A 13582-nucleotide genomic window follows, 5' to 3' on the forward strand; every position below is an offset into this window, starting at 1 on the left:
CACCGCTCGGGATCCTGTGGTCATGTCTCACTCAGGACCTCGATCATGACCGCCGACGAGCACGACTCCGGCGCGGAAACCCTCGAGCGGCCGCCCGGCGACCCGCCCTCGCGCCCCTCGCCGTGGCGCCGCATGTGGCTGTGGGGGGTCGCGCACGCGGTCGACGATCTCTACCAGGGGCTGGTCCCCGCGAGCGTGCCGTACTTCGTGCTGGACCGGCACTACGGGTACGTCGCGGCGTCCGGGCTCACCATGGCCGCGACCCTGGGCAGCGCGGTGCCCCAGCCGTTCATCGGCCTGGCGGTCGACCGGATGCGGCTCGGCTGGCTGGCCGCCGCGGGCGTCGCGATCGCGGGGACGGGGCTCGGGCTCGCGGGCCTCGCCGGTTCGTACTGGCTCGTCTGGACGCTGATCCTGGTCTCGGGGCTGGGCGTGTCGATGTTCCATCCGGCGGCCGGCAAGGGGGCCCGCGAGACGGCCGGCGACAGCGCCGCCGCGATGAGCGTGTTCGCGGCGGGCGGCAGCGTCGGCTTCTTCATGGCGCCGGTGCTGGCCACCCCCGCGCTCGTGTCGATGGGCGTCGGCGCCCTCGCGCTGTTCATCCCGCCCGCCCTGCTGGTCGGCTTCGTCCTGTTCCGGCGGCGGCACCGGCAGGGGGCCGACGCCGCCGCGGCGGCCGCCCGCACGGGCACCGACCGCTGGCCGCCGTTCCTCGTGCTGACCGGCATCGAGGTCGTGCGCTCGGTGGCGTTCTTCGGCGTGAACACGTTCATCGAGCTGTACTGGATCCGGCACCTGCACGCGTCGCGGGAGGTCGCCGGCGCGGCGCTGGCGTGCTTCCTCGTCGGCGGCGTCGGCGGGACGCTCCTCGGGGGCCGCATCGCCGACCGGATCGGCCTGGTCCGCACGGTCCAGCTCGGCGGGGTCGTGGCCCTTCCCGCGCTGGTGGGTCTCCGCCTGGTCCCCGGGGCCGCCTTCCCGCTGCTGTTCGCCGTGCTGAGCGGCGTCGCGCTGAACATCCCGTTCGCGGTGCTCGTCAAGCTCGGCCAGGACTACCTGCCGACGCGGCCCGGCACGGCCGCCGGGGTCACCCTCGGCCTGGGGGTCAGTGTCGGCGGTCTGATCTCACCGGTGTTCGGCCTGGTCGCCCGGGCGTACGGCCCGCAGGGCGTCTTCGTGGCCCTGTGCGGGGTCCCGGTCGCCGCCCTGGTGCTGGGCCGGTTCCTGGTCGAACCGGGCGGGGCCAACGGCAATTCACCTTCAACACGGCAAGATGGAACCAAACGGTGATCGGATGAGTCGGATTTATCCGCCATGCTTGGCGTGTCGATTACATCCCTCGACCTACGAGCTGGGGGGCTCCCGTGACATGGCAGGACCCGTACGGGCAGTACGGCCAGAGCGGCCAGAACCCCTACGGCCAGGACCCTTACGGTCAGCAGGGCCAACAGGGGTGGCAGAACACCCAGCCCGGCTGGCAGGACCCGTACGCCCAGCAGCAGAACACGTACGGGCAGCAGCAGGGGTACGGCTACTACGGGCCGCCCGGAGCGCCACCCGCCGGCTCGAACGGGAGCGCGGTCGGGGCGCTGGTCGCCAACATCGTCTCCGCCCTGCTGTGCTGCGGCGGCATCGCCTGGCTGCCCGGGATCATCCTCGCCGCCATGTCGATGAACCGGAACAACACCGACCCGCAGTCCGCCAGGCAGCTCAGCATGTGGTCGTGGATCTGCTTCGGGATCAACATCGTCCTGGCGATCATCCTGATCGTGGTGCTGTTCGCCATCGGCACGTTCAGCAACACGGGCGGTAGCACGCCCACATACTGACCGATCGGGCGTGGGAAGCCTCACGGGGTCTCCGGCTGTTGGACACTGAGACCCCACCGCCAGAAAGGCATCACGTGACCGACGGCCCGCTGATCGTCCAGTCCGACAAGACCCTGCTGCTCGAGGTCGACCACGACGCGGCGAACGCCTGCCGGAAGGCGATCGCGCCGTTCGCCGAGCTGGAGCGCGCGCCCGAGCACGTCCACACCTACCGGATCACCCCGCTCGCGCTGTGGAACGCCCGCGCCGCGGGCCACGACGCCGAGCAGGTCATCGACGCGCTCATCACGTACGCGCGGTACCCGGTGCCGCACGCCCTGCTCGTCGACGTCGCCGACACGATGGGCCGGTACGGCCGGCTGCGGCTGGAGAAGCACCCGACGCACGGCCTCATGCTCGTGTCGTCGGACCGTGCGGTGCTCGAAGAGGTGCTGCGGGCCAAGAAGCTCAAGTCGATGTTCGGCGAGCGCGTCGACGACGACAGCGTGGCCGTGCACCCCAGCGAGCGCGGCGCGCTCAAGCAGGCGCTGCTCAAGCTCGGCTGGCCCGCCGAGGACCTCGCCGGGTACGTCGACGGCGAGGCACACGCGATCAGCCTGGAGGAGAACGGCTGGGAGCTGCGGACGTACCAGCGGGACGCCGCCGAGTCGTTCTGGCACGGCGGCTCGGGCGTCGTCGTGCTGCCCTGTGGCGCGGGCAAGACGATCGTCGGCGCCGCCGCGATGGCGCACGCCTCCGCGACCACGCTGATCCTCGTCACCAACACCGTCTCGGCCCACCAGTGGAAGCAGGAGCTGCTGCGCCGCACCTCGCTGACCGAGGACGAGATCGGTGAGTACACCGGTACCAAGAAGGAGATCCGGCCGGTCACCATCGCGACGTACCAGGTCCTGACCACCCGCCGGAAGGGCGTCTACGCCCACCTGGAGCTGTTCGACGCCCGCGACTGGGGCCTGATCCTGTACGACGAGGTGCACCTGCTGCCCGCGCCGATCTTCCGGATGACCGCCGACCTGCAGACCCGCCGCCGCCTCGGGCTGACGGCGACGCTGGTGCGCGAGGACGGCCGGGAGGGCGACGTGTTCTCGCTCATCGGCCCGAAGCGGTACGACGCGCCGTGGAAGGAGATGGAGGCGCAGGGCTGGATCGCCCCCGCCGACTGCATCGAGGTCCGCGTCACGCTCACCGACTCCGAGCGCCTCGCCTACGCCACCGCCGAGCAGGAGGAGCGCTATCGCTTCTGCGCGACCACCGCGACCAAGACGGAGGTCGTGGAGGCCCTCGTCGGCCGCCACCGGGGCGAGCAGCTCCTCGTCATCGGCCAGTACATCGACCAGCTCGACGAGCTCGGCGAGCGCCTCGACGCGCCGGTCATCAAGGGCGAGACCAAGATCAAGGAGCGGGAGCGGCTGTTCGACGCGTTCCGCAGCGGCGAGCTCCAGGTCCTGATCGTCTCCAAGGTCGCGAACTTCTCGATCGACCTGCCCGAGGCCGCGGTCGCCATCCAGGTGTCGGGGACGTTCGGGTCGCGGCAGGAGGAGGCGCAGCGGCTCGGCCGCGTCCTGCGCCCGAAGGCGTCGGGCAAGGGCGCGCGGTTCTACTCCGTCGTCGCCCGCGACACGCTGGACCAGGACTACGCCGCCCATCGCCAGCGCTTCCTGGCCGAGCAGGGCTACGCCTACCGCATCGTCGACGCCGACGCCGTCCACAGCGACGAGGACATCTGAGCGGGGGCCGGCTCCGGGCCCAGGGCCCGGAGCCGGCCCGCCGTGGTCACAGCACCGAGAAGGCGTACAGCTTGTCGTTGTGCGCGCAGTCGTAGGTGCCCGTCACAGAGGCCGAACCATTGACGTGCTCCCCAGTCTGAGACCCGAGGATTCACGAGGAGGAGCTTTCGGCGCATCTGATCACCTCTTCCAGAGGTTGAGATCCGCCTCTGGCGGAGTCGCGTACGCGACTCCAAGTCGGCCCGCCAGGCCCTGCATCGGCGATTTCACCGGCGTTGCCCGTGTCGCCGGTCTCGCCGGGCTCGCCGGGCTCAGTCGATGCGGAAGACCGGGACGGTGGCGGCGATGGCCTGGAGCCGCTCGCCGTCGGCCTTCTTGATGTCCTCCTCGAAGAACCGGGCGACCTCCCAGCCCCACCGCTTGAAGTACTGGCGCAGCAGCGCCGGCTTCTCCTCGTCCGGCACCTCGGTGACCGTGATCGCCTCGGTTCGCCGGCCGAGCCGCAGCTCGCCCCCGCCGGCGACGCGGATGTTGCGCACCCACTGGGTGTGACCGCGCGGCGCGACCAGGTACCGCGTGCCGTCGTAGGTGAGCACGTTGACCGGGTTGGTGCGCCACTCGCCGCTGGCCCGCCCCCGTACGGCCAGGATGCGCGTGCCGAGAAGGCTGATCCCCTTACGGGTCAGGAAGTGCACGAACCTGTTGAAGTAGACCTCGAAACCGGCGGCCTGGACGTGACGCGGCTGAACGGCGGTCATCTCGACTCCCTTATGTGAGCAGTGCTCTCGTCTGAGAGCAGTGTGCATCCAGAGAGCAGTCGAATGCAAGAGCAGTGCTCTCGTATTTGTGCACCGATCTGTCCGCTGCCAGACTGGGGACATGAACGCGAGCCGCACCGCACGCGAGCGGGCCAGGTCCGAGCTGATCAGCGAGATCAAGGAGGCCGCCCGCCGCCAACTCTCGATCTCCGGCGCCCAGGGACTGTCGCTGCGCGCCGTCGCCCGCGAGCTCGGCATGGTCTCCTCGGCCCTGTACCGCTACTTCGCGAACCGCGACGAGCTGCTCACCGCGCTGATCATCGACGCGTACGAGGCGCTCGCCGCCGAGATCGAGGCCGCCGACCGCGCCGTCCTCTCATCCGACTTCCGGGGCCGCTGGGAGGCGGCCTGCCGGGCCACGCGCCGCTGGGCGACCGCGCATCCGCACGAGTACGCCCTCGTCTACGGCTCGCCCGTGCCGGGCTACCACGCCCCCGAGGCGACCATCGCCCCCGGCTCCCGCGTGCCCACGGCGCTCCTGGCCATCGTCCGCGACGCCCACGAGGCCGGCGCGCTGACCGTCCGCACGGACAAGGCGCCCCTCCCACCGACCCTCATCGACCAGGCGGACCGGATCGCGGCCGTCCTCGCGTCCGCCATCCCGCACGGCGTGGTCATCCGCAGCGCCACGGCCTGGACCCAGCTGTTCGGCATGATCACCTTCGAGCTGTTCGGCCAGTACGCCAACAGCCTCGACCCCGCCGACGCCTTCTTCGACTACAGCGTCGCCCGCCTAGCCGACCTGATCGGCCTCCCATAGCCATTTCCGCCCCGGTTTCCCGTCGCTCCAGCGACAGAGAACCGGGGCGCTCACCCGCAGTTTCCGCTCGATAGCGCGGCATGTATCACTTGCTCGAAAAGCCTGACCGAATCAAGGGCTCCCGCCACCACAACATGAAGGAACTTCGCCCGGCCTCGGGAGGCGGCAGCGAGATACGGATTCTGTTCGCCTTCGACCCGAGACGATGCGCCGTGTTATTGCTCGCGGGAGACAAGGCAGCCGACTGGCGGGGATGGTACCGAACACACGTACCGATCGCGGATGACCGCTACGACGCGCACCTGAAGGCACTCACCGACGCTCCCCGAAGAACCTCGCCCCCTGGTCCCGCCGCCCCCTTGACCACGACGGGCACTGGTCGAACCTTCCGGCCGGTGGCCTCATCGGCACCGAGACCCGGACTTGCGGCTATGAACCGACCAGGTCGGCCGAAGCGGGCGCGGCGGGATCGGCCTCCTCGACCGTCGCCGGTTCCTCGGATGACGTCTCGGCATCCGGGCCGTGCTCGTGCACAGCGACACCGAGCACGACGGCCGTCAGGCCAATGATCTCGGAGAGCGAGGGCAACTGCCTCAGCACCACCACGCCGACCACCGTGGCCGTCGCCGGCAGCAGCGAGAGCAGCAGGGCGTAGGTCGACCGCGCCATCCGGGCCATCGCCATCTGGTCGCAGACGTACGGCAGCACCGAGGCGACACCGACACCGATCGCGGCGGCGAGAGATCGCGGGCCGGCGAGCGCCGGCACGACGTCCCGTGCCGCGAACGGCGCGGTGACCACGCAGGCGACCAGCATCGCCGCCGCCAGCCCGTCGATGCCTCCAAGCCGCCCGGGCAGATGCCGCGCGGCCCGGTGGGCGACCACGATGTAGAGCGCGAACATCAGCGCGTCGGCGAAGGCGAAGAGGAACCCGAGCGGCGCTCCGGTCAGCCGTGCGTCGGTCAACACCGCGACGCCCACGGCGACGGCGAACACCGCGGCGAGGTTTCGCGGTGTGCGGGCGCCGAATGTCGCCAGACCGATCACCGGGAGGAACTCGATCGCGGCCACGGTGCCCAGCGGCAGGATGGCGATCGCCTGATAGAAGGCGATATTGAGCAGAGCGAGGACGGCGCCCCACGCCAGGATCATGCGACGGCCGGCCGGGCCGGCGTCCCTGAGAGTCCGCCACGGCCGCCTCCACACCGCCAGCACGAGAGCGCCGCTCCAGATGCGGAGCGCCGCAGTGCCGACGGGAGCGAGCCGCACGAAGATCACCATCGTGAGCGCCGGACCAAGGTAGCTGGACAGCGCGGAACCCACGAAATACGACCACGTGACGGCCTTCCGCATGATCATGGGAGGATTCTGACGATAACGTCGCCACTCCGGAGTGAAGACGAGGAAATTGACGCTGTACGCCGGGATAAGTCAACCGAACCAGCGGGTTACACGACTGTGCGTCGTGAACGAGTCCGGCTCCGAGCACGGCGACATGAACGAGGTCGAGGTCGCCGTGCTGCGCTCATACGTCGAGGCGCTCGGCGGGAGGCTCCGGATCATCGCCGACTTCGGCGACGACTCCCGCATCGTCACGTGAGCCGGAACCGTGCGGATCACTGGCGATCGCTGCGCTCTATCGGCAGCGTTCGCCAGTGATCAGGTGGTGACGGCTACTTCTTGTTCTCCCTCAGCACCACGTCGATCGTGATGGCCGTCGAGATGACCAGGCTGCGCAGCGGGTCCGGGAGCTGGTACGGGATCTGGACCGCGTAGCGGTCGGCCGTCGTGAACCAGGCGGCGGCCAGCCCCTCCCACTGCTTGTTCACCCGGGCGACCTCGACGCCCTGCCAGTCGGTGATCGTGAAGTCCCAGGCGAAGAAGTCGCCGCGGATCTCGCCGAGCTGGCGATCCTGCGGGTCGAGCAGCGTGAACCGAGGCCGGAGGCCGAAGTGGCACTGGATCGCGCCGATGGGCGCGCCGTTCGGCCAGCTGATCTGCACCTTCGGCGTCATCAGGGCGAAGGGCTTGTCGATGATCAGCATCGGCATGCCGTCGGGCCGTACGACGTGCAGGGTGTGCCGGGTGTTGCCCGAGTACTCCGAGAACATGAAGCGCATGGCCTTCTTGCCACCGGAGAGGTTGGGCTCCCCCACCGTGGCGACCGGCTGGCCCTGACCGTTGAAGACCGTGTACCGGGACTCGACGGCGAAGACCTTCTTGGGCTGCTCGACGAGCAGGACGGGGGAGTTGAAGAGATCCACGGCCGGAAGCTTACGACCTTGATCGGACCGATGTCCTAATGATTCCGCGCTCCGTGGATCACCAGGTCGAAGACGGCGGAGGCCGACCCGGCGGGGGCCGGGACGCCCAGGGCGATCGGCCGGTACAGGGACGGACCCGCCACCGCGTCCATGAGGAGGTCCGGGTCGACGTCGCTCCGCAGCAGGCCCTGGTCGATCGCCCGGCCGATCAGCGCTCGCGCGCGCTCCCGGAGCGGGTGGACGAACCGGCGGCGGTACTCCTCCGCGAGGCCCGCGTCCCCCATGATCTCGGCGGCGAGGGCCGGGAGCGCCCGGCCGGCGACGGTCTCGGCCAGTCGCTCGTACGTGACCTCGAGCAGCCGGCGAAGGTCGTGTAGGGGGTCGCCGGTCTCCTCGATCGACCGGTCCCCCAGTTGTGCGGCGATGGCGTCGAGGACCATCTCCCCCTTGGACGGCCAGCGCCGGTAGATGGTCGTCTTGGCCACTCCGGCCCGGCGTGCGACCTCGTCGATCCGGAGGGCGGGGTACCCGGCCTCGGCCAGCAGGTCGAGCGTCGCCACGAGGATCGCGCGGTCACGCGCTGCGTCACGCGGCCTTCCGATACTCACGGTTGCGTATTATGCCAGCCGCCATTTACGCTACCGACGGTTTCGTTAAGGAGGCGGGGATGGTCGGGTGGAGACGGTGGTCGTGGGCGCTGGCGGGCGCCTTCGCCCTGCACAACGCCGAGGAGGCGCTCACGATGCGCCGCTTTCCCGGGGCCGCCGGCCGGCTCGATCAATCCTCGCTGAACGGGCTCATGGCGGCGATCTCCGGACTCGGGGTGGCGGCCGTCGCCGTCGGAACGACCGGCCGCCCCGCCCCGTGGAAGCCGTACCTGCCGGCCGGGATGGCCGGGGTCATGCTGCTCAACGTGGCGCTTCCGCACGTCCCCGCGGCCGTCGTCGCGCGCGGCTACGCCCCCGGCCTCGCCACCGCGGTCGGACTCAACCTGCCGATCGGCCTCGCGGTGCTGCGCGGCGCGGTACGGGAGGGCGCGGTCACCCGGCGCGGCCTGCGCCGCACCGTGCCCGTGGCACTCGGCGTGCTGGCCTGCGCTCCCCTCGCCGTGGCCGCCGCCCGGGCGGCCTCGGCCCGAGGCGGCGGCTGAGCCCCCGCCGCTTGTCCGATATCCCCATGAAGTGCTCCTCGTCTAACGCCGAGACGCGATGACCCGAACGCTACGGAGTGGCGGCGAAGCCGTCCACTACACCGAACACGCCATGGCCCTGGGCGTACCCCGCTCCGCGAGCATCGTCGAACCGTGCGCGAAGAACACCGGCGACAACATCACCCTGTCCCGACAAGCACTCCAGCAGGCGGGTGTCGAGACCTCCTCGGTGCTGTTGATCAGCAAGCCGTATGCTCGTCGGCGACCTCCAGCGCATCATCGAATATCCCGAACTCGGCTTCGCCATCGCCCAACAGCTCTCCGACCAGGTGACCGCCGCCTACCATCGGCCTGTGGACGCCGGATTCGACAGCAGACTCCTGAAACGCTGATCGCGGGCGGTGCCTGCCCACGAAGCGGCGGCCGAGCCCTGGGCATGCGAAAGGGGCGGTTCCAGCACCGGGAACCGCCCCTCAAGCGAGTGGACTCAGAAGTCCATGCCGCCCATGCCACCGTCGGGAGCGCCGGCCGGAGCCTTCTCCTTCTCCGGCTTCTCGGCGATGACCGCCTCGGTGGTGAGGAACAGCGCCGCGATGGACGCGGCGTTCTGCAGCGCCGAGCGCGTCACCTTCGCCGGGTCGATGATGCCCGAGTCGAACATGTTGACGTACTCGCCGGTCGCGGCGTTCAGGCCGAAGCCCGGCTCGAGGTTGCGAACCTTCTCCGCCACGACGCCGCCCTCGAGGCCGGCGTTCACCGCGATCTGCTTCAGCGGCTCCTCCAGCGCACGGCGCACGATCTGCGCACCGGTCGCCTCGTCGCCCTCAAGGTCGGTCTTCTCGAACGCCCTGACGCTCGCCTGCAGCAGCGCCACGCCACCGCCGGGGACGATGCCCTCCTCGACGGCCGCCTTCGCGTTGCGCACGGCGTCCTCGATGCGGTGCTTGCGCTCCTTCAGCTCGACCTCGGTCGCCGCGCCGGCCTTGATGACGGCCACGCCGCCGGCCAGCTTGGCGAGACGCTCCTGGAGCTTCTCGCGGTCGTAGTCGGAGTCGGAGTTCTCGATCTCCGCGCGGATCTCGTTGACCCGGCCGGAGATGTCGTCGGGGTTACCGGCGCCATCGATGACCGTGGTCTCGTCCTTGGTCACCACGATGCGCTTGGCCTGGCCGAGCATGTCCAGCGTGGTGTTCTCCAGCTTGAGGCCGATGTCCTCGCTGATGACCTGGCCACCGGTCAGGATCGCGATGTCCTGCAGCATGGCCTTGCGGCGGTCGCCGAAGCCCGGGGCCTTGACGGCGACGGACTTGAAGACACCGCGAATCTTGTTGACGACCAGGGTCGCCAGGGCCTCGCCCTCGACGTCCTCGGCGATGATGACCAGCGGCTTGCCGGCCTGCATGACCTGCTCCAGAACCGGAACCAGGTCCTTGTTCGCCGAGATCTTCGAGCTGACGATCAGGATGTACGGGTCGTCGAAGACGGCCTCCATACGCTCCGGGTCCGTCACGAAGTAGTGCGAGATGTAGCCCTTGTCGAAGCGCATGCCCTCGGTCAGCTCGAGCTCCAGACCGAAGGTCTGGCTCTCCTCGACCGTGATGACGCCTTCCTTGCCGACCTTGTCCATCGCCTCGGCGATCATCTCGCCGATCGAGGTGTCGCCGGCGGAGATCGAGGCCGTGGAGGCGATCTGCTCCTTGGTCTCGACGTCCTTGGCGATGTGGGACAGCTGCTCGCTGACGCGCTCCACCGCCGACTCGATGCCCCGCTTCAGGGACATCGGGTTGGCGCCGGCGGCCACGTTGCGCAGGCCCTCACGGACCAGCGCCTGGGCCAGCACGGTCGCCGTCGTCGTGCCGTCACCGGCTACGTCGTCGGTCTTCTTCGCGACCTCTTTGACGAGCTCGGCCCCGATCTTCTCCCACGGGTCCTCGAGCTCGATCTCCTTGGCGATGGAGACACCGTCGTTGGTGATCGTGGGAGCGCCCCACTTCTTCTCCAGAACGACGTTACGGCCCTTGGGACCGAGGGTCACCTTCACGGCGTCGGCAAGCTGGTTCATGCCGCGCTCGAGGCCGCGTCGCGCGTCCTCGTCGAACGCGATCATCTTTGCAGCCATAGGCTCCAGATCCTCCCGGAACGGGGTGGCTTTCACGCGGATCGAGTCGACGCCCGCGACGGACGACCCCACCCGACGACTTCCATTCCGTCGCCGGATGCGAGGCCTCATCGCCTCGATCACTTGGTTGGCACTCTCAATACTAGAGTGCCAACCGCTTGTTTAGCACTCTCCCCCTGAGAGTGCAAGCGGAGTCGACCCTCACCAGGGTGAACATCTCGCCAATGCGGCTTCACCCGTATAGGCCGAGGCGAGAAGGCGTGTGGTCGTACGGGGAGGACGCACGCCGGACGAGGGGTGAAGGGACGATCCCGGCGGCCGGCGAGCCAGGGTGCGATCCAGGCGGCGCGGGTGTGCGCCCGAAGGCCCGGGGCGGGGCGGCGGTCGCCGGAGCGTGCTCCACGGCCGGAGGCCCGGCGCCGAAGCGCCGGGCCTCCGTCAGGCTATGGGACTTAGAGCGCCCGAACCGCGTCCGCCTGCGGTCCGCGGTCGCTCTGCGTGATCTCGAACTCGACCCGCTGCCCCTGCTCGAGGCTGCGGTAGCCATCCGCGACGATGGCCGAGTAGTGCACGAACACATCCCTGCCACCGTCGACCGCGATGAAGCCGTAGCCTTTGTCCGCGTTGAACCATTTGACGGTGCCTTGCGCCATTCCAAACAACTCCCACCAGGGCAATTCCCGCAACCATTGGTCACGGTTACTGATTCGAGCCCGCGGACCACTGCGGAACCCGTCGATCGCCCGCCGACTCGGCTGCGGCGGCCATCGCCGACCCTACACACGGCTACCGTCCGTGGAACAGCCTTTACCCCAGAAGTGCGGGCGGCCGATGCTGGTCAAAAGTCGGGATCCCCGAACCGGAACTAACCGCCGATGTCCAAAAATCCGGATAAGGAAAACGCAATTCCCGCTCAGGAGCGTGGAGCAGAGCACCTCGAGTCCGACATTTCGGCGGCCCAACGCACGATCCCCGGTGCTCACCGAGTCGATGGACTCGGTGAGCACCGGGGATCGCGGGGACTCTCGCTCACGGGGTGTCACCCGTGAGCGCCGTCGCCGCCCGGGACGACGGCCGCGGGTTCCGCAGCTCAGCCGCAGGTTCGACGGATCAGCAGATCGGCCGCGAACTCCGCGGTTCAACCGCAGGTTCAGCGGCTCAGCCGCCGGCGACGGCCGGGATGATGGAGATCTGGGCGCCGTCGGGCGTGGGCGTGTCGAGGCCGTCGGCGAACCGCACGTCCTCCTCGCCCACGTACACGTTGACGAACCGCCGGATCCTGCCGTTGTCGTCGAGGATGCGGGCGGCGATGCCGGAGTAGTTGGCCTCCAGGTCGGCGACGACCTCGCGCACGGTCGATCCCGTCGCCTTCACCTCGGCCTCGCCGCCCGTGTAGCTGCGCAGGATCGTCGGGATGCGGACACTGATCGAGCTCACGCCAGACCTGCCTTTCGGAATGCCTCGAGGGTCGGGGCGATGTTCGCGGACGGCTTGGCGACCGGGGCCACCGCGTCCAGAGTCTTGAGACCGTCGCCGGAGTTGATGAACACGGTCTCGGCGTCGGGGTCGAGCACACCGGTCGACAGGAGCTTGCGCAGCGCGCCCAGCGTCACACCGCCCGCCGTCTCACCGAAGATGCCCTCGGTGCGGGCGAGCAGTCCGATGCTGTCGACGACCTCTTCGTCCGAGACGTCCTCGACGGCCCCTCCGGTGCGGCGCACGGCGTCGAGGACGTACGGCCCGTCGGCCGGGTTGCCGATCGCGAGGGACTTGGCGATGGTCGAGGGCTTGACGGGCTGCACGACGTCGTGGCCGGCCTTGAACGCGGCCGAGACGGGCGAGCAGCCGGTCGCCTGGGCGCCGAAGATCTTGTACGGCCGGTCCTCGACCAGGCCGAGCTTGATGAACTCCTGGAACGCCTTGTCGATCTTCGTGAGCTGCGAGCCGGACGCGACCGGGACCACGATCTGCTCGGGCAGCCGCCAGCCGAGCTGCTCGGCGATCTCGTACCCGATGGTCTTGGAACCCTCGGCGTAGTACGGCCGCACGTTCACGTTGACGAACGCCCAGTCCTCCTGCTCACCGGCGAGCTCGGAGGCCAGCCGGTTGACGTCGTCGTAGTTGCCGTCGACGGTGACGAACGTCCCGCCGTACACCGCCGTCGTGATGATCTTCTGGCTCTCGAGGTCGGAGGGCACGAAGACGGCGCTGCGGATGCCGGCGCGCGCCGCCGCGGCCGCGACCGCGTTGGCGAGGTTGCCGGTGGACGGGCAGGCCAGCACCTTGAAACCCAGCTCACGGGCGGCGGCGAGCGCGACCGCCACCACGCGGTCCTTGAAGGAGTGGGTGGGGTTCCCGCTGTCGTCCTTGACCCACAGCGACCGCAGGCCCAGCGACTCGGCGAGGTTGTCGGCGCGTACGAGGCGGGTGAAGCCGGGCTCGGTGTTCGGCGTGTCGATGACGTTCGTCGGAACCGGCAGCAGGCCCCGGTAACGCCAGATGTTGCGCGGCCCGGACTCGATCTGCTCCCGGGTCACGCCGGTGTGGTCGTAGGAGACCTCAAGGGGACCGAAACACAGCTCACAGGCGTAGCGAGGGCCCAGATCGTAGGACTGTCCGCATTCACGGCACGTCAATGCGGTCGCGGGGCCGAGGTTTCGGGCGGCGGTCTGCGACATGAAGCGAGGCCTTTCTCCTCATCTTTCCCGTGCCACCTTGGTCACGAGCCGGAGTTGGCACCTGTCCCGGGCGGCCTCGCTGGGGCGAGTCGGCGACGCGTCGTCGCACGCTGTGAACCGCATGTCCGGGAGGGTTGCCGGGGCTTCAACGGGCCGGTCCCTCCACCCCTCTGGATGAGCGTTATTAAGTTGTCGTCTGACGACTTGTATACGTGACTGACCGGTTCTCCGCCAAGC

15 protein-coding genes, 1 pseudogene and 1 riboswitch are annotated in these 13582 nt (G+C 69.4%); of the genes and pseudogenes, 8 read left to right on the forward strand and 8 right to left on the reverse strand.

The genetic code is table 11. The annotated features are described in order from the left end of the window. Nucleotides 1-45: 45 nt before the first annotated feature. From ABD978_RS18295 to ABD978_RS18305, 3 genes are all read left to right on the forward strand, one after another. Nucleotides 46-1290, forward strand: a complete 1245-nt coding sequence (locus tag ABD978_RS18295) for an MFS transporter (RefSeq protein ID WP_345355259.1) — start codon at nt 46-48, stop codon at nt 1288-1290. A 74-nt stretch (nt 1291-1364) separates the two neighbouring features. After that, the gene (locus tag ABD978_RS18300) at nt 1365-1829 is read left to right on the forward strand and encodes a hypothetical protein (protein ID WP_345355262.1); all 465 of its coding nucleotides are present in this window, start codon (nt 1365-1367) and stop codon (nt 1827-1829) included. Between the two features lie 74 nt (nt 1830-1903). Beyond that, nucleotides 1904-3556, forward strand: a complete 1653-nt coding sequence (locus ABD978_RS18305; protein ID WP_345355265.1) for a DNA repair helicase XPB — start codon at nt 1904-1906, stop codon at nt 3554-3556. 311 nt (nt 3557-3867) lie between these two features. Here ABD978_RS18305 and ABD978_RS18310 read toward each other — a convergent pair whose 3' ends face one another. Continuing rightward, nucleotides 3868-4314 carry a nitroreductase family deazaflavin-dependent oxidoreductase gene (locus tag ABD978_RS18310; protein ID WP_345355269.1) on the reverse strand — a complete coding sequence of 149 codons (447 nt, stop codon included), beginning with the start codon at nt 4312-4314 and terminating at the stop codon, nt 3868-3870. A 121-nt stretch (nt 4315-4435) separates the two neighbouring features. Here ABD978_RS18310 and ABD978_RS18315 point away from each other — a divergent pair, with 121 nt between their 5' ends. Then, nucleotides 4436-5134, forward strand: a complete 699-nt coding sequence (locus ABD978_RS18315; protein WP_345355272.1) for a TetR/AcrR family transcriptional regulator — start codon at nt 4436-4438, stop codon at nt 5132-5134. Nucleotides 5135-5268: 134 nt separating this feature from the next. Next, nucleotides 5269-5367 (forward strand): annotated as a pseudogene (locus ABD978_RS43915) (type II toxin-antitoxin system RelE/ParE family toxin); the annotation flags it as partial. Between the two features lie 196 nt (nt 5368-5563). Here the strand turns inward: ABD978_RS43915 and ABD978_RS18325 are convergent. Beyond that, complete coding sequence (locus tag ABD978_RS18325) at nt 5564-6493, reverse strand: EamA family transporter (protein WP_345355276.1); 930 nt, start codon at nt 6491-6493, stop codon at nt 5564-5566. Nucleotides 6494-6599: 106 nt separating this feature from the next. Here ABD978_RS18325 and ABD978_RS18330 point away from each other — a divergent pair, with 106 nt between their 5' ends. After that, on the forward strand, nt 6600-6734 hold the full coding sequence (locus tag ABD978_RS18330; RefSeq protein ID WP_345355279.1) for a hypothetical protein: 135 nt from the start codon (nt 6600-6602) through the stop codon (nt 6732-6734). 73 nt (nt 6735-6807) lie between these two features. Here the strand turns inward: ABD978_RS18330 and ABD978_RS18335 are convergent, their stop codons facing one another. After that, nucleotides 6808-7398: an LURP-one-related/scramblase family protein gene (locus tag ABD978_RS18335; protein ID WP_345355282.1), complete on the reverse strand. Its 591-nt coding sequence runs from the start codon at nt 7396-7398 to the stop codon at nt 6808-6810. Nucleotides 7399-7433: 35 nt separating this feature from the next. Beyond that, the gene (locus ABD978_RS18340) at nt 7434-8006 is read right to left on the reverse strand and encodes a TetR/AcrR family transcriptional regulator (RefSeq protein WP_345355285.1); all 573 of its coding nucleotides are present in this window, start codon (nt 8004-8006) and stop codon (nt 7434-7436) included. Nucleotides 8007-8065: 59 nt separating this feature from the next. On the opposite strand from ABD978_RS18340, the gene ABD978_RS18345 reads away from it, so the two are divergent. After that, the gene (locus tag ABD978_RS18345) at nt 8066-8548 is read left to right on the forward strand and encodes an HXXEE domain-containing protein (protein ID WP_345355288.1); all 483 of its coding nucleotides are present in this window, start codon (nt 8066-8068) and stop codon (nt 8546-8548) included. Between the two features lie 251 nt (nt 8549-8799). After that, nucleotides 8800-8940: a hypothetical protein gene (locus ABD978_RS18350; protein ID WP_345355291.1), complete on the forward strand. Its 141-nt coding sequence runs from the start codon at nt 8800-8802 to the stop codon at nt 8938-8940. 95 nt (nt 8941-9035) lie between these two features. On the opposite strand, the gene groL is transcribed toward ABD978_RS18350, so the two are convergent. The 4 genes from groL to thrC all read right to left on the reverse strand — a co-directional run bounded on the left by groL (nt 9036) and on the right by thrC (nt 13345). Further along, a complete protein-coding gene (gene groL / locus ABD978_RS18355; RefSeq protein ID WP_345355294.1) occupies nt 9036-10667 on the reverse strand; it encodes a chaperonin GroEL in 1632 nt (543 codons plus the stop codon). Between the two features lie 452 nt (nt 10668-11119). Continuing rightward, complete coding sequence (locus ABD978_RS18360) at nt 11120-11320, reverse strand: cold-shock protein (RefSeq protein WP_252778085.1); 201 nt, start codon at nt 11318-11320, stop codon at nt 11120-11122. A gap of 505 nt (nt 11321-11825) precedes the next feature. Further along, the gene (locus ABD978_RS18365; protein ID WP_345355300.1) at nt 11826-12104 is read right to left on the reverse strand and encodes a MoaD/ThiS family protein; all 279 of its coding nucleotides are present in this window, start codon (nt 12102-12104) and stop codon (nt 11826-11828) included. Then, nucleotides 12101-13345, reverse strand: coding sequence for a threonine synthase (gene thrC, locus ABD978_RS18370; protein ID WP_345355303.1), 1245 nt, complete (start codon nt 13343-13345; stop codon nt 12101-12103). The genes ABD978_RS18365 and thrC overlap by 4 nt, the downstream gene beginning before the upstream one ends. Before the next feature lie 15 nt (nt 13346-13360). After that, a riboswitch (SAM riboswitch) is annotated at nt 13361-13526 on the reverse strand. Nucleotides 13527-13582: the final 56 nt, after the last annotated feature.

Origin of the sequence: Actinoallomurus liliacearum, from assembly GCF_039542035.1 — a bacterium.
Lineage (GTDB): Bacteria > Actinomycetota > Actinomycetes > Streptosporangiales > Streptosporangiaceae > Actinoallomurus > Actinoallomurus liliacearum.